Origin of the sequence: Micromonospora sp. DT201 (assembly GCF_049841575.1) — a bacterium.
Classification (GTDB): Bacteria; Actinomycetota; Actinomycetes; order Mycobacteriales; family Micromonosporaceae; genus Micromonospora.
In genome coordinates, this window is record NZ_JBNCKP010000026.1 from 23,008 (window position 1) to 45,822 (window position 22,815).

Annotated in this window: 20 protein-coding genes; 13 read left to right on the top strand and 7 right to left on the bottom strand. The window is 69.9% G+C overall.

Translation table 11 applies throughout. The features are described from left to right. Nucleotides 1–7 precede the first annotated feature (7 nt). Nucleotides 8–2,431 carry a discoidin domain-containing protein gene (locus ACLQ28_RS30065; RefSeq protein ID WP_425689639.1) on the bottom strand — a complete coding sequence of 808 codons (2,424 nt, stop codon included), beginning with the start codon at nt 2,429–2,431 and terminating at the stop codon, nt 8–10. Nucleotides 2,432–2,885: 454 nt separating this feature from the next. On the opposite strand from ACLQ28_RS30065, the gene ACLQ28_RS30070 reads away from it, so the two are divergent. The 3 genes from ACLQ28_RS30070 to ACLQ28_RS30080 all read left to right on the top strand — a co-directional run bounded on the left by ACLQ28_RS30070 (nt 2,886) and on the right by ACLQ28_RS30080 (nt 6,600). Next, the gene (locus ACLQ28_RS30070) at nt 2,886–3,455 is read left to right on the top strand and encodes a DM13 domain-containing protein (RefSeq protein WP_425689640.1); all 570 of its coding nucleotides are present in this window, start codon (nt 2,886–2,888) and stop codon (nt 3,453–3,455) included. 407 nt (nt 3,456–3,862) lie between these two features. Continuing rightward, nucleotides 3,863–5,224 (top strand): ricin-type beta-trefoil lectin domain protein, encoded by a 1,362-nt coding sequence (locus tag ACLQ28_RS30075; protein ID WP_425689641.1) that lies wholly within the window; start codon nt 3,863–3,865, stop codon nt 5,222–5,224. A gap of 80 nt (nt 5,225–5,304) precedes the next feature. Next, nucleotides 5,305–6,600: a ricin-type beta-trefoil lectin domain protein gene (locus tag ACLQ28_RS30080; protein WP_425689642.1), complete on the top strand. Its 1,296-nt coding sequence runs from the start codon at nt 5,305–5,307 to the stop codon at nt 6,598–6,600. Between the two features lie 113 nt (nt 6,601–6,713). On the opposite strand, the gene ACLQ28_RS30085 is transcribed toward ACLQ28_RS30080, so the two are convergent. Then, nucleotides 6,714–7,571 (bottom strand): LysR family transcriptional regulator, encoded by an 858-nt coding sequence (locus tag ACLQ28_RS30085; protein ID WP_425689643.1) that lies wholly within the window; start codon nt 7,569–7,571, stop codon nt 6,714–6,716. 99 nt (nt 7,572–7,670) lie between these two features. On the opposite strand from ACLQ28_RS30085, the gene ACLQ28_RS30090 reads away from it, so the two are divergent. Continuing rightward, a complete protein-coding gene (locus tag ACLQ28_RS30090; RefSeq protein WP_425689644.1) occupies nt 7,671–8,549 on the top strand; it encodes an NAD(P)H-binding protein in 879 nt (292 codons plus the stop codon). Nucleotides 8,550–8,610: 61 nt separating this feature from the next. On the opposite strand, the gene ACLQ28_RS30095 is transcribed toward ACLQ28_RS30090, so the two are convergent. The 3 genes from ACLQ28_RS30095 to ACLQ28_RS30105 form a co-directional block, all read right to left on the bottom strand. Next, nucleotides 8,611–10,104, bottom strand: coding sequence for an RICIN domain-containing protein (locus ACLQ28_RS30095; protein ID WP_425689645.1), 1,494 nt, complete (start codon nt 10,102–10,104; stop codon nt 8,611–8,613). Between the two features lie 52 nt (nt 10,105–10,156). Beyond that, entirely contained in the window at nt 10,157–10,324 is a 168-nt protein-coding gene (locus tag ACLQ28_RS30100) for an AbfB domain-containing protein (RefSeq protein ID WP_425689646.1), read from the bottom strand. A gap of 269 nt (nt 10,325–10,593) precedes the next feature. After that, nucleotides 10,594–11,934: a hypothetical protein gene (locus ACLQ28_RS30105; protein ID WP_425689647.1), complete on the bottom strand. Its 1,341-nt coding sequence runs from the start codon at nt 11,932–11,934 to the stop codon at nt 10,594–10,596. A 263-nt stretch (nt 11,935–12,197) separates the two neighbouring features. Here ACLQ28_RS30105 and ACLQ28_RS30110 point away from each other — a divergent pair, with 263 nt between their 5' ends. Further along, nucleotides 12,198–13,451 (top strand): PP2C family protein-serine/threonine phosphatase, encoded by a 1,254-nt coding sequence (locus tag ACLQ28_RS30110; protein WP_425689648.1) that lies wholly within the window; start codon nt 12,198–12,200, stop codon nt 13,449–13,451. A 281-nt stretch (nt 13,452–13,732) separates the two neighbouring features. Here ACLQ28_RS30110 and ACLQ28_RS30115 read toward each other — a convergent pair whose 3' ends face one another. Then, nucleotides 13,733–14,326: a lytic polysaccharide monooxygenase auxiliary activity family 9 protein gene (locus tag ACLQ28_RS30115; RefSeq protein WP_425689649.1), complete on the bottom strand. Its 594-nt coding sequence runs from the start codon at nt 14,324–14,326 to the stop codon at nt 13,733–13,735. A 224-nt stretch (nt 14,327–14,550) separates the two neighbouring features. Further along, nucleotides 14,551–15,132 carry a hypothetical protein gene (locus tag ACLQ28_RS30120; protein ID WP_425689650.1) on the bottom strand — a complete coding sequence of 194 codons (582 nt, stop codon included), beginning with the start codon at nt 15,130–15,132 and terminating at the stop codon, nt 14,551–14,553. Between the two features lie 435 nt (nt 15,133–15,567). Between ACLQ28_RS30120 and ACLQ28_RS30125 the strand changes: the two genes are divergently transcribed. The 8 genes from ACLQ28_RS30125 (at nt 15,568) to ACLQ28_RS30160 (ending at nt 22,811) form a co-directional block, all read left to right on the top strand. Continuing rightward, nucleotides 15,568–16,812: a PQQ-dependent sugar dehydrogenase gene (locus tag ACLQ28_RS30125; RefSeq protein ID WP_425689651.1), complete on the top strand. Its 1,245-nt coding sequence runs from the start codon at nt 15,568–15,570 to the stop codon at nt 16,810–16,812. A gap of 172 nt (nt 16,813–16,984) precedes the next feature. Further along, nucleotides 16,985–17,722, top strand: coding sequence for an ABC transporter ATP-binding protein (locus ACLQ28_RS30130; protein ID WP_425689652.1), 738 nt, complete (start codon nt 16,985–16,987; stop codon nt 17,720–17,722). Further along, nucleotides 17,719–19,059 carry an FtsX-like permease family protein gene (locus tag ACLQ28_RS30135; RefSeq protein WP_425689653.1) on the top strand — a complete coding sequence of 447 codons (1,341 nt, stop codon included), beginning with the start codon at nt 17,719–17,721 and terminating at the stop codon, nt 19,057–19,059. Before ACLQ28_RS30130 ends, ACLQ28_RS30135 begins: the two co-directional genes overlap by 4 nt. Next, on the top strand, nt 19,056–20,273 hold the full coding sequence (locus ACLQ28_RS30140) for a sensor histidine kinase (RefSeq protein ID WP_425689654.1): 1,218 nt from the start codon (nt 19,056–19,058) through the stop codon (nt 20,271–20,273). Before ACLQ28_RS30135 ends, ACLQ28_RS30140 begins: the two co-directional genes overlap by 4 nt. After that, on the top strand, nt 20,264–20,914 hold the full coding sequence (locus ACLQ28_RS30145; RefSeq protein WP_425689655.1) for a response regulator transcription factor: 651 nt from the start codon (nt 20,264–20,266) through the stop codon (nt 20,912–20,914). The genes ACLQ28_RS30140 and ACLQ28_RS30145 overlap by 10 nt, the downstream gene beginning before the upstream one ends. 623 nt (nt 20,915–21,537) lie before the next feature. Continuing rightward, entirely contained in the window at nt 21,538–21,759 is a 222-nt protein-coding gene (locus tag ACLQ28_RS30150; protein WP_425689656.1) for a hypothetical protein, read from the top strand. Between the two features lie 77 nt (nt 21,760–21,836). Next, nucleotides 21,837–22,136: a hypothetical protein gene (locus tag ACLQ28_RS30155; protein ID WP_425689657.1), complete on the top strand. Its 300-nt coding sequence runs from the start codon at nt 21,837–21,839 to the stop codon at nt 22,134–22,136. 336 nt (nt 22,137–22,472) lie between these two features. Then, the gene (locus ACLQ28_RS30160) at nt 22,473–22,811 is read left to right on the top strand and encodes an ArsR/SmtB family transcription factor (protein ID WP_425689658.1); all 339 of its coding nucleotides are present in this window, start codon (nt 22,473–22,475) and stop codon (nt 22,809–22,811) included. Nucleotides 22,812–22,815 lie beyond the last annotated feature (4 nt).

Below are 22,815 nucleotides of genomic sequence, written 5' to 3' on the forward strand. Positions count from 1 at the left end.
ATCCCGGTCAGCGCACCTCGAACTCGAAGATCGAATACCCGTACCGCGTGGAGGCGCGCGCGGTGCCCACCACCCTGACGTGGCGGACCGGGGTTCGGGCGATGGCGATCTCGGCGACGCCGCCGGTGCCGCTACTGGTCTCGTACACCGTCCGCCACGTCGTCCCGTCCACCGACACGTCAACGTGGTACGCCTTCGCGTACGCCAACTGCCAGCTCAACCGGACCTGGGTCACCTGCCAGACCCCGCCCAGGTCAACGGCGAGCCATTGCGGATCCGACTGGGCCACGCTGCTCCACCGGGTGCTCTGACTCCCATCGATGGCGTTCGAAGCGGGCGTATTGGGCTGTTCGACGCTGGAAGCCGTGACCGTACCGCCGGACGCGAGGTTCCGCCCCGAGCCATTGACCACGCCCGGCAGGGCAGCCTTCGTGGTGGGCGCCGGGTGGGGGGGCGCCGCCCGGGTGGGCGCTGCCGTGGCCGCCGACGGCGCCGGCGCCCGGCCGCCCGGTGTCCCGGGCGCGCTGGTTCCGGCGGCCGGGTTCGACGCCCCGCCGCTGGCGGGCCCAGACGAGCTGAGGAGGGATGGGCCGCCGCCCGGGAGGACCGGGGTCGGCCAGGACGGCGGCGCACTCACCGACGATGACGGCATCGCCGTCGTCTCCTGCTTCAACGACTGGCTCAGCACATAGCCTGTCGCGGTCGACACCGCCAACACCGCGAACGCGACCAGGACGGGCATCGACCGCCAGCGCGTCCAGTCCCGGTGCAACATCCCGGGCGCGGGTACCGGGCCTGACCGCGACTCGTCCGGATACGAGTCACCGCCGCCCAAGCCCCACCCGTCGTGGCCGGGTCGCACATCGGCGCGCGGTGGTGCCGGAAGGCGGGGCGCGAGGGCCGTGGGCTCGTCCGCCGGTTCCTCCGACCCGGACGCGGCGAGATCCCCCGGCGGCGGGGCTGGCGGCGCCGACTCCACCGGGGCGACCAGCGGTGACGACGCCGCCGGACGTCGCGGGACGATGGGGGCCGGTGGTCGGACGGTCGCGGTCCTCGGCGATACGGCACCATCGACGACGTACGGTGGCAGCCCGCGCAGCCTCAACGGTCGCTGGATGCCCGTGTCGGCCCCGCCTGTCGCGCCGACGGCGGAATCCGAACCGCCGTCATCGTCGCCCATGACGCTCGCCGACGCCGCGATCGCGAACGGCTCCGGCGCCAACTCCACGCGCCGACGGGTCTCGGCCGGCATCCGACCGACGAGCGCGCCCAGCAGCGGCAGTAGCTCGTGTCCCGGCGGCTCGCCAGGTACGCCGACGAAGATCCGCAACGTCGACGGATCCCACGGGATGGCCCGCACGACGTCAGCGCCCGCCTCCAGCTGCGGCGGCCGGACCCACAGGCCGGACTGGGTCACCTCGGCCACCCAGTGCTCGTTGAGCCGGAACGTACGCTCGTCGATGCGCGGGTAGCCGTCGAGACCCTGGACCGGCCCGGTCGGCCGGGCCGGGCCGGCGGGCGGGACGGTCAGGCGGGTCGCCAGCGGCTCCCACCGGCCCGCGTCCGGCCCGTCGAAGGCCCGGCTAACCAGCTGCGCGTCGTCCGTCAGCACGGGCACGCCGGTAGTGACGATTATCGGCCTCCCGTCCTCGCGCGCCAGGCTGGTCGCCGCGTCGATCGTGCTGGCCACCGACCCGTACGGTGCCAGCAGCGGACCCGGCAGCGCCCGTACCACCGCTCGGATGACCTCCTCGGACACGTCCGGTTGGCCGGGCCGGCCGATCAGCAGGACCGGACGCTCGGCGTCGAGAGGTATGCCGTAGGCAGGGTCGTCCAAGTCCGGTGCAGGCGTGCCGGGCTCCTGCGGGAAGAGCCAAACGCCCGCCGGAATGGGTAGCAGGGACAGCCCGTTCCCGATTCCCTCGGGTACGCGCAGCTCCTCGACCCGCGCCTCCCACTCCGGTCGGGGCGTACGGCGACCGGCCGGGCCGGACCCGCCCGACGCGTCGTAGCGCAGCCAACCGTCCACGGCGAACAGTGAGCCGCCGGGCACCAGGAGCACGTCGGTGCGGGGCGCGATGATGGTCGCTGCCAGCTCCCGGGCGAGCCGGAGGGCCGGACCGACCTCGGGGGCGCCCGCGTCGGCGACAGCGAGCCGGCCCCGGCTGCCGGGCGGCACCGCGATGGGCAGGACCGCCTCCACCACCGACCACGCGTCGTCGCGGTCGTCGAGCAGGCCGATCACCGTCACGACGCCGGGCTCGGCCGGGACTCCGGCCGCCATCGCCGCGACCACCCCGCCCGGATCGGGGCCTACCACTGCTACCCGGTCGCCGATCCAGTTCAGCGCGGATCCGATCCCGCTCCACTGGCCGGACCCGGTGAGCCAACCGACCGGCTGGTCCTCGGCTGGCGGCGCAGTCCCCGTCACCACGTCACCAGCCCGCTCGCCGCATCCGGCGCTCGACCTCACGTGCCGTGACCGATACAACGTTGTCCTCCGGTACGCAGTTCACCGCGTTTCCTCGGCCAGACAGCCGCGATCGAGGAGCGCGGCGAGTGTCACGTCAAGATCGGGCACGACGCCAGCTTAGAGGCTGCCCGCATCGCCCGCATCGCCGGTGACCCTCTACAGGAGATTCCGTCGCTGCGGCACCCCAGGAAGACCAACTGGCTCCGGCGGCAGGTCTACGAGCCTGGCGCCAGCCATTCGGCGATGTCGGCGACCACGGCCGGGTCGACGTGCTGCGGTGGCTCATACTCGGCGGGCGTGGACGGGCCCGAGCCTGGGAAGAAGAGATGGTCGGCGGCGACGCTCGCGCTCGTAAGCGTTCCGAAAGGGTTCGCGAACAGTTCGACGGCTCTTGCGGCCGTACGCTGCGGGGGTGGGAAAATGGATCTTCCGCTCGCCGGTGGCACGGGCCGGTCTCGCCTCCGCTGTCGTCGTGGTGATCCTGGCCCTCTACTGGTTCCAGCCGTGGAAGCTGTTCACCGACACGTACGTCGACGAGGCGGTTCCTCGCGTTGCGACGGCATCGGCCACCCCCACCCCGGCTTCCGCGACCCCGGGCCCGGCGACCTCGGCAGCCGCACCAGCGGCGATCGAGATCCTGACCGCCGGCGAGTTCGTCACCCATGAGCACCGGACGACCGGCAGCGCCGAGATCCACCGGCTCGCCGGCGGGCGCCACCAGCTCGTCCTTCGGGACCTGAATACGTCGAACGGGCCGGACCTGCGGGTGTGGCTGACCGACCAACCGGTCACCCGAGGCACGGCCGGCTGGCGGGTGTTCGATGATGGCGAGTGGGTCGAGCTGGCGAAGCTCAAGGGCAACAAGGGCAACCAGGTGTACGAGCTACCGGCATCGGTTGACCCGAGTGACTTCCGGAGCGTCTCCATCTGGTGCAAGCGATTCGCGGTCTCCTTCGGCGCGGCGGATCTCAAGAGCGCCTGACCCGGCCACCCGGAGCCAGGCCGTTCACCCCTGCGCGAGCCGAGTGAGGTCCGTCCTGCCGAACATGTAATTGACATCTGTCACTTCGTGATCTAGCGTCGGAGCGAATCGATTCGACGTCGAGCCGAGTGCTCCGGCACCGTCCGGCGGTCGGTCGCGTGGTGTTCGGGCGCGTGTGGGCCACCAACGATTCGACGAGCCACTGGTCCCGCAGGGGCGGCGAGGCCAGTGGCGGAGACCTGTGGCGATGAGCCGGCCGGGCGCCGTGAGCACATCGCGCCTTCTGGGGTTTCGTCCACGTCACGTGTGGTCGGCGAAGGACCGGGAGTGGCGCGTCACCGCGGCCTCGGAGTCGTCGTAGACCTCACCACCTGAATCAGTTCGTGCCGAGCGGCGGGAGCCCTCTCATGACAAGACGTAGACCCATCCTTGCTTCACTTGCGACGGCGGCGGTTGTCGTCGTGACCGCAGGCGCGGCGGCGCTGGCCGGTGGCTTGAGCACCACCGCGTCGGCCGCGAACCCCGCAGCGGCCGCGGCGACCGCCGGGTGCGGCAAGGCGCCCACGTTGACCAGCGGCCAACGGTCCATCCAGAGCGGCGGCCAGAACCGTAGTTTCATCCTGAGGATTCCTGACAACTACGACAGGAGCCACCCCTACCGGTTGATCTTCGGATTCCACTGGAACGGCGGCACCGCCAACGACGTCGACGGCGGTGGGTCCGACGGGGCGGCCTGGTCCTACTACGGGCTGCGGCAGCAGGCGAACAACAGCACCATTTTCGTCGCCCCGCAGGGCAACGGCAACGGCTGGGCCAACCCCGGCGGCCAGGACGTCACCTTCGTCGACGACATGATCAGGGTGATCGAGGCGGACCTCTGCGTCGACACCACGCAGCTCTTCGCGCTCGGCTTCAGCTACGGCGGAGGAATGAGCTATTCGCTGGCCTGTTCCCGGGCAGGTGTCTTCCGCGCTGTCGCGGTCTACTCCGGCGGGCAACTCAGCGGCTGCAGCGGAGGCACCCAGCCGATCGCGTACATGGGGATCCATGGCATCGGCGACCCGGTGCTCAACGTCTCCGCCGGACGTTCCCTGCGTGACACGTTCGTGCGGAACAACGGGTGCACCGCACAGAACCCGCCCGAGCCGAGGGCGGGCAGCCTGACCCACATCACCACCACCTACTCCGGCTGCCGGTCCGGCTATCCGGTGGTGTGGGCCGCCTTCGACGGCGGGCACACCCCCGGCCCGGTGGACGGCGGCGGGGACAGCGGCGCCAGGACCTGGACCAAGGGCGAGGTGTGGCGATTCTTCACCCAGTTCGGTAGCACCAACCCGACGCCGGGTCCGACCACCGCGCCGCCGACCACCCCGCCGCCGAGCGGCACGTCGGCCCTGCGCAGCACGTCCTCTGGACGGTGCCTGGACGTCAACGGCGCCTCGCAGGCCAACGGCACTGCGGCGATCATCTGGGACTGCCACGGGCAGAGCAACCAGAGCTGGACGTCGACCGCCGCTCAGGAGTTGCGCGTCTTCGGCGGCAAGTGTCTCGACGTCAGCGGCGGCGGCACCGCGAACGGCAGCGCGGTGATCATTTGGGACTGCAACGGCCAGTCCAACCAGAAGTGGCGGCTCAATACCGACGGCTCGATCACCGCGGTTGGTTCGGGCCGGTGCCTGGACACGGTCGGCAACGGTACGGCCAACGGCACGCGCATACAGATCTGGGACTGCACCGGCGCGGCCAACCAACGATGGAGCCGGAGCTGAACCCGGCGAATGTCATTCCCGCACAAGGAGGCTCAACTGTGCCACTTCGCAAACTCTCCACCCCCTGGATAGGGGTAGCCATGGCTGTCATGATGCTGGCCGCTGTGGGAGCGTACGTCGTCGCGACCGTCGCACCGGCGGCAGCGGCCACCACTGCCGGCTGCGGCAAGGCGCCCGGACTGAACAGCGGCACCCACACCATCCAGAGCAGCGGAAAGAGCCGCAGTTTCATCCTTCGGCTGCCCGACAGCTACAACAACAACTATCCCCACCGGTTGGCCTTCGGGTTCCACTGGTTGGGCGGCACCGCCAGTCAGGTCGCGTCGGGCGGAACCGACGGAGCCGCGTGGGCCTACTACGGCATGCTCTCCCAGTCGAACAACACCACGATCTTCGTCGCCCCGCAGGGCCTCAACAACGGCTGGGGCAATTCCAACGGTGAAGACGTGACCTTCACCGACGACATGATCCGGGCTATCGACAACGCCCTCTGTGTCGACACCACGCAACGTTTCTCGGTCGGGTTCAGCTACGGCGGCGCGATGAGCTACTCGTTGGCGTGTTCCCGGCCGACGGTGTTCCGTGCGGTCGCGGCAATCGCGGCCCCGGGGGCGATCAGCGGATGCAGCGGCGGCACCCAGCCCGTGGCGTACCTGGGGATCCACGGCATCAACGACAACATCCCCAGCGGACGGTCGCTGCGCGACAGGTTCGTCCGGAACAACGGTTGCGCCGCACAGAACCCGCCCGAGCCGAGGGCGGGCAGCCTGACCCACATCACCACCGCCTATTCCTGCCAGCCCGGATATCCGGTGGTCTGGGCCGCGTTCGACGGCGGCCACCAGCAGGGTCCCGTGGACGGGTGTGCCGGCTGTGAGAGCGGCGCGCGGAGCTGGGTCAAGCAGGAGGTGTGGCGGTTCTTCACCCAGTTCGGGTCTACCGTGCCGCCCACCACTCCCCCGCCATCGACCCCGCCGACCGGCCAGCAGAACGTGCTGATCGCCGGTAGCCAGTCCGGCCGTTGCATCGACGTACCCAACTCCAGCACGACCAACGGCGCCCGTCCGCAACTGTGGGACTGTCACGGCGGCACCAACCAGCGCTGGACCCACACCGCCAACCGCACCCTGACCGTCTACGGCAACAAGTGCCTGGACGCCAGCGGGGCGGGCGGCAGCAACGGCACCGCCGTGCTCATCTGGGACTGCAACGGCCAAGCCAACCAGCAGTGGAACCTGAACTCCAACGGCACCATCACCGGAGCCCAATCGGGGCTCTGCCTCGACGCCATCAGTTCCGGCACGGCCAATGGGACGCAACTGCACCTGTGGGCCTGCCACGGCGGCGCCAATCAGCAGTGGAGCACACGCAACTAAGTGCTGGTCAGTACGGCTTGATAGCAGACGGCACGTCTGTCGTAGTGGGCGCCCGCCCCGAGAGCCCTTGGCTCTGCGGTGGGCGTCCATTGCTGCGGAGCAGGTGGGCGTCGTTAGCCGCGGAGCAGCTGCTTCTCGGACGCCTCGGCGATCTGCCGGGCCACGCGCACGAAGGCCGCCACCGCGGGCGAGCGCGACTCGGCCGGCCAGGCCACCTTCAGCGTCACCGGCTCGAGCTCCGGCACGGGGCGGAAGGCGGTGCCCGGTCGGGAGTACCGCCGAGCCACCCACTCCGGAAGGAACCACACGGCGGTGCCCACCTCGACCAGGTTGAAGATCTGCGCGAGGTCCAGCGGCCGCCGGCTGCCCGCCATGCGGGCCCGCTCGGCTGGCGACCCGTCCGGGAGCCGCCGGCCGGCCAGGTCGGCCAGCCGGATGGTCGTCCGCGCGGCCAGCGGGTCGGCGGCCGGTAGCGCCACCATGCTCGGCCCGGTCAGCAGCAGCTCGCTGTCCAGCCCGTCCTCGTCGCCGAGCGCCGGTATCAGTGCCACGTCGGCACGCCCGTCGCGCAGCGCCGGCACCTGCTCGCCGTATCCGCCGAGCAGTAGCTCGACCGGCATGACGTCGTACGCGTCGAGGATCAGCGGCAGCAGCCCGCCGTCGTAGTCGGCCTTGAGCGCCAGCCGCAGGGCCGGCGTCTCCTGCCCGGCCCGGCGGGCCCGGCGCTGGGCGGCGCCGATCGCGTCCAGCGCCACCTTGGCGTCGGCCAGCAGGGTCTCGCCGGCCGGGGTCAGCGCCACCTGCCGCGTGGTGCGGATCAGAAGCTGCACGCCGAGCTGCCGTTCCAGATCGCGGATGGCGCGCGACAGCGGCGGCTGGGCCATGCCGAGTCGCTCGGCGGCCCGGCTGAAGTGCCGCTCCTCGGCGACCGCCACGAAGTAGCGCAGCTGCCGCGTCTCCAGATCACTCATACCACCACGGTATCAATCTGGAGGGAGATGGTCTTTCCGCTCCGCGGCCCATCCGCGTTGACTAAAGACGTCAGTTTCCCACCGAACAGGATGAAAGCCATGATTGTGGTAACCGCTCCCACCGGTCACATCGGCGGCCGGCTGGTCCAGGATCTGCTCGAGGCCGGCGCGCCCGTGCGGGTGGTGGCCCGTGACCCCGCGCGGCTGGCGCCGGGCGTCGTCGACCGGGTCGAGATCGTCCGGGGTTCGCACGGCGACCCGGCCGTCGTGACCGAGGCCTTCGCCGGCGCCGCTGCCGTCTTCTGGCTGGTGCCGGCTGACCCGCGGTCGGCGAGCCCGGACGAGGCCTACTCCGGCTTCACCCGCCCGGTGCTCGACGCGTTGGCCGCCGTCCCGCGCGTGGTCGGCATCTCGGCGCTGGGCCGCGGCACGTCGGTGGCCGGGCGAGCCGGGCACGTCACCGCGACGCTCGCGATGGACGACCTGATCGCCGCGACCGGCGTGCCGTACCGGGCCTTGACCATGCCGTCCTTCATGGACAACACGCTGCGGCAGCTCACTCCGATCACCCAGCAGGGCGTCCTGTACGGCCCCATCGTGCCGGACCTGGCCGCGCCCACGGTCGCCACCAGGGACATCGCCGCGGTGGCCGCCCGCCTGCTGCGCGACGACACGTGGACCGGCTTCGAGGAAGTGCCCGTCCTCGGCCCGGAGGACCTCACCCAGAACGAGATGGCCGCCATCATCGCCGACGTGCTCGGCCGTCCCGTGCGCTACCAGCAGGTCCCCGGCGAGGCCTTCAAGGAGAACATGCTGCGGGCCGGCCTCTCCGAGGCCATCGCGCAGGGCATGCTCGACATGGCCGTGGCCAAGAACGAGGGCCTGGACAACGGCGTGGTCCGGACCCCCGAGTGGGGCACGCCGACCACCTTCCACCAGTGGTGCCTCGACGTGCTGAAGCCCGCCGCCGACGCGTGACATGCGGCCAGCTGGCTGCCAGACATCAGGCAGCCAGCTGGCGGCATACCGGAGACGATCGTCAGACGGTCGTGCGGGACCACTGCTGGTTGGTGCCGGTGTTGCACGAATACTGCTTGAGGACCACGCCGTCCGCGGTCGATGCGGCCGGTACGTCCACGCACTTGCCGCTGTGTCGCGCCCGGAGCTGGAAGTAGCTGCCGTTCGCGACCATCTGGAACTGCTGGTTGGTCCCGGTCCCACAGGTGTACTGGACCAGTTCGGCACCGTCGGCGGTCGAGGCGCTCACCACATCGAGGCACTTGCCGCTGTTTCGGCTGACGATGCGCCAGTAGCCGCTGCCGGCGTCCTGGAACTGCCACTGCTGCCAGGCATTGCCGCCGTACGTGTACTGGCCGACGCGCGCGCCGTTGTCGGTGTTCGGTGACTGGACGTCCATGGCCTTGCCGCTGTGCCGCACGTTGATCCGGTAGAACGTCCCCGTCGACGGCGGGGGCGTCGTCGGGTTGCCGCCGCCGATGGTGTCGCCCCACGCGTACCGGATCCGGTCCGCGCCGGAGGTGTTGCGGACGGTCAGGTTGAGGTCGGTGCCGCTGCCGGTGAGGGCGAACATCGAGTACCAGTCGTAGCCGATGGTGCCGGTCTTGCCGCCGAGGGCGGGCCAGTAGGTGCCGCCCATCTGGTTGTCCCGCATGACCTGGGCCATGGCCCGGATGTAGCGCACGAAGTTGTCGGTGCTGCCGGCGTCGGCGTAGTTGCGGCCGTCGTTCATGGGCGCGCCGAACTCGGTCGCGACCGCGCGGGAGGCGCAGTTGCCGAGGCGTTCCTGGATGTGGCTGCGGAAGGCGTCGTAGGTCATCGCGCCGTAGAAGAAGGTGTAGTAGTGGAAGGAGAGCAGCGTCGCGTTGAAACGGCTGTCGTTGCAGATGTCGCGCAGGTCCTGGCTGAAGCCGGTGCCGCCGATCAGCACCCGGCTGGGCACCGCTGAGGTGTGGTAGGTGAGCCAGTTCGCGGCGACGTTGCGCCACTCCGTCGAGCTGTAACCGTGCGGCTCGTTCATCGGCTCGAAGTAGACGTTGGTGTTCGAGCCGTACGTGTTGGTCACCGTGGACCACATCGTGTTCCACGCGGCGAGATTCGTGATTCTGCCGCCGGAGGCGGCCCCGTCCTCCCAGTAGGCGAGGATGACTTTGAATCCGCGGGCGGTGGCGGCGTCGATGGCGCCTCGGTACGCCTCCCACCAGGCAGTACCCACCGTGTGGGTGTTGATGGGCAGCCGGACGGTGTTGATCCCCATGCTGGAGGCCATGTCGTCGTAGAGGGCATTGGCCTTGGCCCGCACCGTCGCGTTGCTGTCGGACGCGCTCAGGCCCTGCACGACGAGCGGGCTGGTCTTGAAGTTGTCACCCAACATGGCCCAGTTCATGCCGCGGAACTGGCTCGTGGCGGCGGTGGCAGGCGACGGCGCGAAGATGACCACGCCGCCGACCATCGCCGTCATCGCGGTCACCAGAGCGATCGCCGTCCGGCGCAACGACCGGCTGATCCGTTTCATGCGATGTCCAATCACTAGATCTTGCCTCTCCGGGTTCGAAGGTGCAGAGAGTTCAGCTGGTCACGCGGAAGGTGGCGTCCGCACGGCCTTGCGCGTCGGTGACCGGGTCGAGCCGGAGCAGGTAGCTGTAGTGCCGCAGGTAGCGGTCCGGGTGGCTGTAGGACTGGAACGACGGAGGCAGCCGATGTATCAGGTGTCGCTGCCGGCCACCCGAAATCAATCTTGTTAGCGTTAACATCGGTGCGAGGGGCATGTCATGCGGCTGTGTGGTTTTGGGCGGCGGACGACTTGCCGCACGGGCAAACCTGGCGCGTCACGCGGGTGCAGGCCATGTGTTCAGTTCGTTAAGTTCATGTTGCGGACAAGTGTTAGCGATCGCATGTGGAGTGTCAAGGTATCGAAGATGCTCGGCTGGGTTGGTCCGCAAAGTGGTGCCGTCTCTTCGCCAGGCGTACGGCCAGGTACGCACGCGCGGCGGTCGGCAAGGTGTCAGGTGCGGGCCTGCAGCCAGGCCCGGAGCCGGTCCAGCAGGTCCCGGTTTGGTGGCGGGGGCAGGGCTCGGAGCAGTTCATCCTCGCTCGCCGGACGGGCCGCCAGCGCCGCATCCCGCAGCAGCGACCGGTCGACGGAGACGCCACCGGTGACAGCAACGTGTACATCACCCCGGCGGAGCACGTAGGCATGGCTGTCCTCGCGCCGGACGTAGGTGAGCCCGTTGCCCTCGGTCGTGCAGGCGGCCTGGAAGCACGGGTCCTGGTCGGCGAACGTGACGTGCAGCGCCACGCGCACGCTGGCGTCGCCGCCGGTGTGGTCGGCGGGGGCGTAGCCGACGCCCCGGGGGATGCCGATTGGTTGGGCCCGGTAACCCGGCAGGTCGACCACGAACAGGTCGGCCGGCCGTTCCTCGGTGGGCAGGTCGACGGCGGTCGCCGGGCGTATCGTGCGGGTGGCGCGGCGCAGCAGGTCGCGGTCGACGGCCAGCGAGCCGAGGACGACGACCCCGCGGTCGGCGCGGATCATCTGGTATCCGTGCTCAACGACCCCACGAAGATAGACCGCCCCACCCGGTTCGGTGGCGCAGCTCTCTACCGTCGGGGCGGCGTCGAGGTGCGGCTGGCCGCACTCGCCCCGCGCGTCGCCGACGACCGGGCCTGCGATCACGTTGACGTAGCGCAGCGGCGGCACCTCGGCCGGGTCGGCGGGCGCGAACTCCCCGGCGCCCAGTTCGCCACCGTAGGCGGAGTCGATGGCGCGGTACCCGGGGATCTCGACCACGTACGCGGCTCGGCGGTCCTGGGCCGCGTACCGCAGCCGCTCGGTGACCTCGTCGGGGCCGGAACGGGCGAGCGCGACCAGGCCGAAGCCCAGGAGGCCGACCAGCGCGAGCCCGGCGGCGAGCCGCGGCCGCCACCCCCGCAGCAGCAGCCCGGCGACGAGAACGTACGGCACGCCGCCCAGGAGCAGGGCGAGGGAGGGGTCGGAGCTGATGCCGAGCCCCACCTCGTCGGTCCAGCGCCAGCCGAGCAGGGCCAGGGCGAGCCCACCGGCGAGGACCAGCAGCGCCCAGAGGCCGAGACGCGAGCCGAGGACCGTGACGGACGCCGTGGACCGGGCAATCAGCCACAGCAGCCCGGCGCCGAGGACGACCACGACCAGCAGCCCGACCAGTACCGCGCCCCAGCCGACGAAGAGCAGCGGCGCCAGCGCGGGGATGACGGTGGTCAGCAGCGTCGACCCGAGCAACCAGACTGCGCCGAGTTGTCCCAGGACGCGCCGCCCGGGTGTCGACAGGCCGCCCCGGGCCACCGTGACGTCCGGCTCCGCATGCATACAGGACGTTGTAGCAACAGACCGCCAACCGCCGCGGCTGCCCGATGGTTGAGCGGTGGGATCGCCACTACTCCCCCTCCCTGTCAGACGTGCAGGCCGGTGATATTTCCGGTGCGGCGACGGAGGACGACTTCCCGGAACGGGTTCATCGGGCGATCAAGACATCGATGTGACATGGGAAGGTACCCCACCTCGGAGGCGCAACACTGTTGATCTCGCTCCTGGCGCGCCATCGGTGGTGTGCCGGCGTCTAGGCTGCTTGGGTGGCCGATGCCGAGCTGATGACGAATGAGGAGCGGCTGCGTCGTATCGAGGCGATCACCGATGCCGCCCTGTCGGGGCTGAACATCGCCGAGTTGCTTGACGAGCTGCTTGAACGGGTCCGGGACCTACTCAAGGTCGATACCGCCACCATCCTGCTGCTGGACGGTCACACCGGCGAGCTCGTCGCGACGGCGGCCAAGGGCCTGGAGGAGGAGGTGCGCCGCGGTTTTCGCATCCGAGTCGGACGCGGCTTCGCCGGCCGGGTGGCGGCGACACGTGCGCCGTTGACGATCTACGACGTCACAGCTGACGACGTGGTCAATCCCATCCTGCTCGCCACGGGCGTACGTGCCCTGCTGGGCGTGCCCATGCTCGCCAACGGCGATCTCGTCGGCGTTCTGCACGTCGGGTCCCTGGCCCTGCGGCGGTTCGGCCCCGACGATGTGCGGCTGTTGCAGCTCGTTGCCGATCGGGCCAGTTTCGCAAGTCAGGCCCGAGCGCAGGTCCTCGACCGGCAGGCGGCGCTGGCCCTGCAACGTAGCCTGCTGCCCGGCCGGCTACCCGACATTCCCGGCCTGGACTTGGCCGCCCGGTATGTGCCCGGCCACGACCTGGGCATCGGCGGCGACTGGTACGACGTGTTCATGTTGCCCTCGGGCTGGCTGGGCGCCGTCATCGGCGACGTCTCCGGCCACGGGCTGCCATCCGCCGTCGTCATGGGACGCATCCGCAGCGCGCTACGTGCCTACGCACTCGATTGCGACGACCCCGCCGAGGCGCTGACCTCCCTCGACCGCAAGATCCACCATTTTGAGGCGGGCGCCCTTACCACCGCCGTCTACGCCCTTGTCGCACCCGATCGCGCGACGGTGCACCTCTCCTCCGCAGGCCATCTGCCACCGCTGCTGGCTGTCCCCGGCCAACCCACCCAGCTCGTCAACCTGACGGTGGACCGGCCACTCGGCGTGGGCCGACCATTAGCCAAGCGCCGCACCACCGTTCTGGACCTGCCGCCGGGCGCGGCGCTCGTCTTCTATACCGACGGACTTGTCGAACGCCGCAGCGAACTGATCGACACCGGCATCGAGCGCCTCACCAGCGCCGTGCAGGCCGGGCCAGCCGAGGCGTTGTGCGACCACATCATGGCCTCCACCGCCGAGGAGCACCCTAACGACGACATCGCCCTGCTGGTCATCCGCCGCCAACCACCAACCGATGAAGCCACCCCGGCAACCGATCCGGGATCAACCTGAAAGAACGGAGATGGCTCCCCCGGTCAGTAAGATCAACGCCGGCCGCAGGCAACGATGCCTTCCGGTGCTTGAAGCGTCGCCGGAAGTGGTGGAGTTGACTGTGTCGTGTCGACGTATAAGCCGGCGCCTGGTCGCAAGAAACAACCCGGGCGACGTCGGTGGTCATCTCCGCAATGATGCGTTATTCGGCACCCACAGACAGGGCACTGCCGGAGGTGCAATCCGGCCCGGGACGCGAACGTCCTGGGCCGGATTGGTGTCGCTGCTGTCGGTCTCGCCGATCAGGTGATGTTGATGTCGCTGCACCACATGTAGGTCTGGTCCATGTGGGACGCCTTCCAGATCACGAACAGGACGTGGCCTCCGGATCGTCCAGAGGCCGAGACGTTGAACGAGATGTTCTGCGCCGGCGCGTAGCGCCCGGTTGTCGCGATCAAGTCGAGGTTGCCCCACCCGACCTGCTGCGTAGCCCGGTTGAATCCTTGCTTGGTGACGTAGACCCGGAAGTAGTCAGCACCGTGGCTGGCCTGGTCGTACATCTGGACCGTGAAGTTGGGGCTGACGTTGGTCGCCTTCCATGCTCCGGGCTGGTTCACCGCGTTGTTCCTGGAGAGGGCGTTGCTGCAGAGCTGTCCGTCCGGGGTGCGGGCTTGGAACTGGCCGGCGAGGCCGTCCCGCAGCTGGCTCATCCAGTTCCACATGGTGTCGGGGTTGGCCTGGAAAGCCTGCCAACACATGGGGTCTTGTTGCTGCATGGCTGGGTTCGTGTGTTGGTTGCCCCAGGTCTTCCAGCACTGGTAGGCGCGACTCGCCGGGTTGATGACGGTGCCATGGGCCTGGGCTGCGCCGGTCCAGGGCAGCGTGCCGATCACCATGGCGAACAGCAGGACGAGCGCTTGGAGGGACCGGCGGACGGTTGACCGCGATTGTCCACCGGATTGATCGGACGTTTGTGAACGCACTGTTCATCCTCCGCTCTTCGGTACGAGAGATCACAATGGGAACGCTCCCAAACCAACTGTTACATCCATGGGCTTAAATATCAATACTGATCTATTTCTTGTACGGGAAAGACGCCCCACCCGACCGCCCGGCGTGGTCAAAGCCCGGCTGCGGCGTCGTACCGGCGGCGCTGGTCGGCCATTTCCGAGTCGGCCAGCGCCTCCTTGAGCGCCACCTTCGCGTACTTGTCCGGGAACATCTCCCGCAGCCGGTCGACGAACATGACGTCGGCGGTCGCCTCGACCACCTGGATGCCCGGAGGCTCGGTGGACATGTCCATGATCACTGGGCCAGCCAGCTTGACCGCCACGTCCCAGGGGCGCTTCTGCTCGGCGACCCCGCAGAGGTGGAAGCCGTAGACCGTCCGCACGTCGGCGAGCGCAGTGACCTCGGCCGGCTCGTAACCGTAGACGCGGACCCCGCAGATCACCGGTGGCTTCTTCTCCTCGGTGGTCACCTGCTGGGCACCGTGTCCGGCGTGGTTGTGCTGCCCCGGGTCCGCCTGTTCGAGCGTGGTACGCATCCGGTTCATGATCTGCCCTTGCAGATCTGCCGGCTCCGCCTCCGGGCCGGCCCGGTTGACCAGTACGACCGCGGCGGCCGTCACCGCCAGTGGGATCATCGCCACCCACACGAAGCGGTTTCGGTACCAACCCGCGAAACTCTCTCGGGAAATCATGATTACTTCTCACCTCGTCGCCGGTTCTGGTGCGCTGGCAGACCGAATCGGATGCCCCCGGCGTGTCGGACGTCGAGCCCGTTGGCCGTCGGGGAGACGTGCCGGGGGGATACGTACGGCGGGCGAGGATGCCTGCCCGGCAAGATGCCCGTCGTCACAGAGATGGCCCGGCGATGCGGCATGCGAGCGTCTGCCAAGGCGGCGCGCTGCCGGCACTGCGGTGCTCCCGTGCTGGCCGTTCCCAGCACGGTTGCCCCCGTGCTGCGGCGATGTGAGCCATTCCAACATGCCTGGATCCGGTCTGGCAACATAGGCGGGCATTAGCGTGGATTCGGAGGGCGGCATGACGGCGGGCTTGACATCGGCAAGAGTCAATATAGTGTGGGAACGCTCCCAGATTGCGTACCCCACACCACCTGCTTGAGGAGCTGAAACATGTCGCGACGGCGTTTTCGCCCGGCCACGATGCTGGCCGGGCTGCTCGTTCTGGCCCTGTCTGTGTCTCTGATGCCACCGGCGCCGGTGGCCGACACCGCCGCGGCCGGCCCATCCCACACCCGCGCGGCGCCACTCGCTGAGCTGACCGTGGTATCCGAACGGGTGGCGTTCGGTCTGCAGCGTCCGATCGCGATCACCGGGCTGCCGGACGGCCGGATGCTGATCGCGGAGAAGAACGGCACCGTCCGCGCCTATCACCCCGACACCGGCCTGGCGGCCGAGCCGGTGCTCGACCTGACCGCCCGGATCGACACGTCGAACAACGAGCGCGGTCTCCTCGGCATCACGCCTGCGCCGAACTTCGCGCGGACCGGGATCCTCTACGTGGCCTACACGAGCCTACCGGCCGGCGCGCTGACCCTGGCGCGAGTGCCCATCGGCGCCCCCGAGCGGGTGCAGGTGCTGCTCACTCAGGAGCATGCCGAGTACGGCAACCACAACGGCGGACAGGTAGCGTTCGGCCGCGACGGCTACCTCTACTGGTCGCTCGGCGACGGCGGCCACACGAACGACCCGTTCAAGACCGGTCAGAACCTCGGCACCCTGCTCGGCAAGATCCTGCGGATCGACGTCAACCGCACCTGCGGGGGAAAGCCCTACTGCGTGCCCTTCGACAACCCGTTCGTCCGCACGCCGGGCGCGCGGCCGGAAATCTGGGTCTACGGACTCCGCAACCCGTGGCGGTTCTCCATCGACCCGGCCGACGGCTCACTGTGGATCGGTGACGTCGGCCAGGGCCTGGTCGAGGAGATCAACCACATCCGCCCGTCGCAGCGAGGAGCGAACCTCGGCTGGTCCTGTCGAGAGGGCACCCCGGTCTTCGACCCGGAGCAGTGCCGGCCGGGCACGCGATACACCGACCCGGTCTTCGAGTACGACCACTACCTCACGGAGAACTGCTCGGTCATCGGTGGCGTGGTGTACCGAGGGTCCGCCACCCCGGAGGCGTGGGGGACCTACATCGCGAGTGACTACTGCTCGACCCTCGCGTTCGCCCTGCGCCCCAAGACCAGGGGCGGCTACGAGTCCGCCACGATCGGCAACTTCCCCACCCAGCCAACCGCGATCGGCACCGACGTGCACGGCGAGTTGTACGTGCTCAGTGACCTCCCGGGATGGCTGAGCCGGGTGCGGTTCGAGCGGGTCCAGCCAGCCTCCAACGGCGGGGCGGCCAACCGCTGAACCTCGGGGGAATCCCCCCGCATCCGCCATACCCCTGGGGACGGCCGCGTCCGAGCGGCCGTCCCCGGCTCAGCAAGAATTCGCCCGGGTCGGTATGGGTGCGGATAACCGCACCCATACCGTTCGGGCCACCCGGATGTCTGTGTCGCTGCCGGCGCCGAGGCTGGAACGCATGGACAACGTGGTGGAACTCGACGGGGTAACCCGCATCTACGGCTCGCGCCGCCGGCAGGTCGCTGCTCTTCGCAACGTCTCACTCGTGGTGTCGGCCGGCACGTTCGTGGCGGTGATGGGCGCGACCGGGTCGGGCAAGAGCACCTTGCTGCAGTGCGCGGCCGGGCTGGACCGGTCGACGTCGGGCCGGGTCCGGCTGGTCGGCCAGGACGTCACGCGGATGCGCGAAGGTGCGCTGACCCGGCTGCGTCGCGACCGGGTGGGTTTCGTCTTCCAGTCGTACAACTTGCTGTCGGAGCTGACGGTGCGGCAGAACGTGCTGCTGCCCCGTCGGCTGGGTGGTCCGCGCCCGCGCCCGCTTGAGGAGGTGTTGGCCGAGGTCGGGCTGTCCGGGCTGGCTGGCCGGTCGGTCGGCGAGTTGTCCGGTGGCCAGCGTCAGCGGGTCGCCATTGCCCGTGCGTTGGCTGGCCGTCCCGCCGTGGTGTTCGCGGATGAGCCGACCGGGGCGTTGGATCCGGCTACCGGTGAGCAGGTGATGCAGTTGTTCCGTAGCGGGGTCGACCGGGCCCGGGTGACGGTGGTGATGGTCACCCACGACCCGATGGCGGCGGCCTGGAGCGACCGGCTCATCCTGCTGCGCGACGGCGAGGTGGTGGCGGACGGCCCGACGCCCGACCCGACAAGCATCGCGGAGCGGCTGCGCGCCACCGTGAGTGACCCGGCGGTGGCCCGGTGAACGCGGGGCTGACCAGGCAGGCGCTGCGTAAGCAGCCGTGGGCCTTCGCTGGACCGTTCGTCACGCAGTGCCTGGCCGCCGCGCTGGTGTCCGGAGCGCTCGGCGCCACTTCCTCGATGTCCGGCGCGCGGTTGGACCCGGCCGCCCATCAGGCGCTGACCGAGAGCCTCATCCCCGAGATGGCCGTGCTGTTCGTGGTGATGTCGGTGTACCTGACCGCGTTGATCGTTGGGTTGACCATGACGTCGTCGATCGCCCGGCAGGGCCGGGACATCGCGCTGGTGCGGGCGGTCGGTGCAACTCCCGGGCGGGTGCGGCGTGCGGTGGCGGTCCAGGCCGCTGTGGTGGCGGTGCCGGCGACCGTGCTCGGGGTGCCGCTCGGTGCCCTACTCGCCCGCGCCTGGTTGGCGGGGCTCACCGGGCACGGGGTGATCCCACCCGGCGTGACGTTCCACCCTTCGACTGCGGCGCTGCCCGCCGCGTTGGGCATCACCGCCGGGGCGTCGTTGGTTGGTGCGCTGATTGCCGCGATGCGCCCAGCGCGAGTACGCCCCGCCGCCGCGCTGACCGAGATGGCCGTCCCGCAGCGCCGGGTCAGCTTTGTGCGTACCGCGATCGGGGTGGTACTCCTGGCTGGCGGCGTGGTGCTGTCGATCCTGATCGCGAACGGCGACCCGGCGAAGGCTGACGGGTCGAGCTTCTTCACGATGCTGGCGATGTGCGTAGGGGCCGGGTTCCTCGGTCCAGTCCTGCTGCGGCTGACCGCCCCGCTGGCGCGACTGTTCGGGGGCACCGGGGCGTTGGCTGCGGACAACCTCGCGGTGCGATCCAAGGCGCTGTCCGGCGCCCTGGTACCGCTGGTCCTCGCGATCGCGTTCGCCATGGTGAAGGTGGTCACGCACACCACGTCGGTACACGTGCACGACGCGCCCGACCCACCGGCACAGGTGTGGACGGAGTACTCCGGGACCGCCGTCTACGTCGCCTTCGCTGCGGTCGCCGCGGTGAACACGCTGGTGACCGTGCTGCTGGCCCGGCGCCGGGAGCTTGCGGTGACCCGGCTGGTCGGCGCGAGCAGGATGCGGGCGCTGGCCGTCATCGTCTGCGAAGCCCTGATGGTGACCGTGACCGCTCTGGCGGTGGGTACGGTGGTCGCGATGGTCACCATGGTGCCAATGCTGCACGGCATGCTGGGTACGTGGATGCCGTACCTGCCAACCGGGCAGCTGGCCGCCGGCCTGGCCGCGGTGATCGGTCTGGTCCTGCTGGGCACCGTGGTGCCGGCGCTGGTCGCAATGCGCCACCCGGCTGTGGAGTCGCTGGCGGTGGACCCGTGAGATCGGTCGCCAGCACAGTCCTACGCGCGCCGGTGGCCGCCCGTACCTGGAGTGAGGTCGGGTACGCGGTCACCGGCACCGTACTAGCCGTGCCGACGTTCGCGATCGCACTGCTGGGGCTGGTGTTCTCCGCGCTGTCGCTGCTGACGATCGGGCTACCGCTGCTGACCGGTGTGCTGGTGCTGGCACGGCTGACCGTACGGTACTTCCGTGGGCCGGCCCGGCTGTTCCTCGGCTGGAGTTGGCCGAACCCGCCGCCCGTACGCCGCCGTGGGCCGGGCCCGGTGCGCTGGGCCGGCGCGGTGCTGACTGACGCCAGCGGTTGGAAGGCCCTCGCCTACTGCTTCGCCCGGCTGCCGCTGATGGCCGCGGCCGCCTACCTCGGCGGGGTCCTCATCGTCGGAGGGCTGCTAGGGATCACCTATCCCGTGTGGATGCACCATTTTCCGCAACATCCGCCATGGGGTGGTCCCTGGGGTCTGGCCGCGCAGGGGTTGGCCGCGCTGCTGGTGTTTCCGTGGTACTTCCGGCTCATCGTGTGGCTGGACCGGCGGCTGGTGAGGGCGCTGCTGGAGCCGGGCCCGGAGCGAGCCCGGATAGCGGCGCTGGAGGCCAGCCGGACCGCGCTGCGGGCGGACGCGGCCGCGCTGCTGCGGCGGGTGGAGCGGGACCTGCACGACGGTACGCAGGCGCGGCTGGTCGCGCTGGGCGTGGCGCTGTCGCGTATCGAGCGGCGAGCCGGCGAGCCGGAGCTGCGGGCGATGGTGGCGCAGGCCCAGGGCACGGTGGTGGAGGCGCTGACCGAGCTGCGGGACATCGTGCGGGGCATTCACCCACCCGCGCTGGACGCCGGCCTGAGCACCGCGATCGAGACCCTGGCCGCGCGCAGCGCGGTGCCCGTCGACGTGCACGTGGACCTGCCCCTACGGCCAACGCCCGACATGGAGTCAGCGCTCTATTTCAGCGCCGCTGAACTGCTCACCAACGTGGCGAAGCACGCCGGGGCCAGCCGGATCCGGCTGGACCTTCGCGCGCTGGAAGGCGCACTGCGCCTGACTGTCACCGACGACGGGCGCGGCGGGGCGAGACCGGGGAGCAAGGGTACGGGTCTGGCCGGGCTGGTCCGGCGGGCCGAGTCGCTGGACGGCGCGCTGCGGGTGGACAGCCCGTCCGGCGGGCCGACGACCATCACCGTGGAGTTGCCATGCGAGTAGTGATCGCCGAGGACAACCCGCTGCTGCGCGACGGGATCAGGCTGTTACTGACCGATCACGGAATCACCGTCGTGTCGACCGTGGACAACGGTGACGACCTGCGGGCGGCGGTCAGCGAGCACCGGCCGGACGCGGCGGTGGTCGACGTGCGGATGCCACCCACCTTCACGGACGAGGGCTTGCGGGCGGCACTGGCGATCCGGGCGGCGCACCCGGACACCAGCGTGCTGGTCTTCTCACAGTGGGTGGAAACCCGGTACGCGCGGCAACTGATCGCCGAGCACCCCGGTCGGGTCGGATACCTGTTGAAGGACCGCATTGTCAGCACCGACGACTTCGTCGACGCGCTGCGAAGGGTGGCCGCCGGCGGGACAGCACTGGACCCGGAGGTGGTGCGGCAGTTGCTGGCGGCGCCGGCGGTGGACGCGGGCGTCGCCCGCCTCAGCGAGCGGGAGCGTGAGGTCTTGGGGATGCTGGCCGAGGGCCGGTCCAACGCTGCCATCTGCGAGTCGCTCCACCTCGCCCCTCGCAGCGTAGAGAAGCACGTGACAGCCATCTTCACCAAGCTGGACCTACCCCAGGCGCGGACCGACCACCGGCGAGTACTCGCCGTGCTGCGCTACCTGAACGCGGCGCGCTGAGCCCTACCCGCTGTTCGTGGAAGGCGTGTGCCGCACTGTCGGCCTCCGCCTCCCCCGCCACACCCGCGAACACTCCTGTCGCCATCGGCGGAGTAGAGACAAGCCCCCGCGTCGTGTACCGCGCGGACCGACGTCGCGGCGGTACCCGTACGGGAGCGGGTCAAGGCTCGCGGTTGGCGCCTGCCGGGCTGGGCGTTGCGATCCGGCATCGCCACAGTGGCCGCAGCCGCCCTGGCGGTCGGCCTCGTCACCGTCGGTGGCCTCGGCAAGGGGCCGGACGAGCCCTCCGGAGCGTCCGGGTCCGCGGCCGTGACCTTCGAGCTGGCTGCCGCGTACGCCGAGGCACAGCCGTTCACGCCGCCGCGACCCGACCAGTGGACCGACGTCGAGATCAGAGTTGTCAACTCGGACGCGGACGTCAAGAGCAAGGGGCTGAAGCCCGAGGTAACGACGCAGCGGTGGAGTCGGGCCGACGGCGAGCAAGCCGCCGAGATCGTTGACGGGGCGCTCCAGACTTTCGACGTGCCCCCGGGACTGACCCGCTTCTCCCCCCGACGGACTATCCGACGCTGGCCGGGCTGCCCACCAATCTGCACGCGCTGCTCGACTGGTTGCGGGCCAGGATGGGCCCCTTCAACGTGGACACCGAGGAGCAACGGAACACCGGCCTGTTCGACGCGATCTCCACGATCTTGCGGGACAACCTACTCCCGCCCGCGGTGATTGCGGCGCTGCTGCGAGCGGCTGCACTGATCCCCGGTGTCGACCAGGCACCGAACCCGGTCAGCATCGACGGCCGTACGGCGACGCACGGGTACCGGCCTGTCCCCTTCGGCGGCGGATAGGCTTTCCCTGTCCCTGCCGCGCACGGATTGCACCTCCTTCCCCCGCCCGGGCGCGGGGTACCCACGGAGGGAGTTCGATGACAGAACGAGAGCTTCCCGCGCTGACCCGCGCCGAGCAGGACCTCGTGGACCGCTACCTGCGCATCGTCGACCTGGTAGCCCGCCTCAACCCGGCCCGGGACAGCGGTCACTTCGACGTACGGGGTTGCGTGCTTGCCGCGCAGGCTCTGGCGGCGGAGGCCAAGGCGATCGGCGTGGTGGCGGAGACCATGCTCGAACGCGGTGAGGGCGAACTACACGTCGGGACGCTGGCCCAGGCGATGCGCGCGCTGGACGGCGAGCGCCGCATCGGCCGGCTACGGCTGCCCAAGAGCTGAACGTCGCGTGCCCAGGCAGGGGCAGGTTGCGCGGAAGGGGTAGCGGCTGTCCGTCGACGGCTTAGCGCCACCCCTGCCCAGATCGAGCGGCGAGTCCCAGTAGCGCAACACGGCTGATCAGGACGACCGACGGCTCCGACCATTGATTGGCAGACCGGATGAGTCCCGCGCAACTGGGGCCAGCGCTGCGTCCACGCGCGTGATTCTGCCCCGTGGCGGGCGGTTGTCACGGCCCTTCGCCCTGATGTGTTGACACCACCACCACGACCCTGTCAGGATTCCATGACACCCGGCGTCAGGAAAGTCTGACACCGGTGCTGAGGAGGGGATTCCTGGATGAGCGGCACCCCGCGGACCGGTGATGAGTTGGTGTCGCTGATGGCCGCACTGGCCAGCCCGCACCGGCTGCGGATTCTGGCTGCCCTCAGCCACGGCCGGACGTACGTCAGCGAGTTGGCGCGGCGGCTGCAGATGAACCGGCCACTGCTCTACATGCACCTGCAGAAGTTGGAAGCGGCCGATCTGGTGATCGGTGAACTGGTGACAGCACCAGACGGCAGCTCGGTGAAGTACTTCCAGGCCGTGCCGTTCACCGTGGCCCTGGATTTGGACGCGATCGCGCTATCCGCGCAGACCTTGACCGCCACGGGACCGGCCGCAGAACGGGAGAAGTGAGCAA

Excerpts from the sequence above, each read along its gene's own strand:
- ACLQ28_RS30080 (WP_425689642.1), top strand. The coding sequence starts at position 5,305 with ATGGCTGTCATGATGCTGGCCGCTGTGGGAGCGTACGTCGTCGCGACC.
- ACLQ28_RS30150 (WP_425689656.1), top strand. The coding sequence starts at position 21,538 with ATGGGCCCCTTCAACGTGGACACCGAGGAGCAACGGAACACCGGCCTG.
- ACLQ28_RS30160 (WP_425689658.1), top strand. The coding sequence starts at position 22,473 with ATGAGCGGCACCCCGCGGACCGGTGATGAGTTGGTGTCGCTGATGGCC.
- ACLQ28_RS30115 (WP_425689649.1), bottom strand. The coding sequence starts at position 14,326 with ATGGTGATCGGCACGCTGCCCTGGACCGGCGCAGCCCAGGCCCATGGC.
- ACLQ28_RS30130 (WP_425689652.1), top strand. The coding sequence starts at position 16,985 with ATGGACAACGTGGTGGAACTCGACGGGGTAACCCGCATCTACGGCTCG.
- ACLQ28_RS30155 (WP_425689657.1), top strand. The coding sequence starts at position 21,837 with ATGACAGAACGAGAGCTTCCCGCGCTGACCCGCGCCGAGCAGGACCTC.
- ACLQ28_RS30125 (WP_425689651.1), top strand. The coding sequence starts at position 15,568 with ATGTCGCGACGGCGTTTTCGCCCGGCCACGATGCTGGCCGGGCTGCTC.
- ACLQ28_RS30120 (WP_425689650.1), bottom strand. The coding sequence starts at position 15,132 with ATGATTTCCCGAGAGAGTTTCGCGGGTTGGTACCGAAACCGCTTCGTG.
- ACLQ28_RS30145 (WP_425689655.1), top strand. The coding sequence starts at position 20,264 with ATGCGAGTAGTGATCGCCGAGGACAACCCGCTGCTGCGCGACGGGATC.
- ACLQ28_RS30105 (WP_425689647.1), bottom strand. The coding sequence starts at position 11,934 with ATGCATGCGGAGCCGGACGTCACGGTGGCCCGGGGCGGCCTGTCGACA.
- ACLQ28_RS30090 (WP_425689644.1), top strand. The coding sequence starts at position 7,671 with ATGATTGTGGTAACCGCTCCCACCGGTCACATCGGCGGCCGGCTGGTC.
- ACLQ28_RS30085 (WP_425689643.1), bottom strand. The coding sequence starts at position 7,571 with ATGAGTGATCTGGAGACGCGGCAGCTGCGCTACTTCGTGGCGGTCGCC.
- ACLQ28_RS30075 (WP_425689641.1), top strand. The coding sequence starts at position 3,863 with ATGACAAGACGTAGACCCATCCTTGCTTCACTTGCGACGGCGGCGGTT.
- ACLQ28_RS30095 (WP_425689645.1), bottom strand. The coding sequence starts at position 10,104 with ATGAAACGGATCAGCCGGTCGTTGCGCCGGACGGCGATCGCTCTGGTG.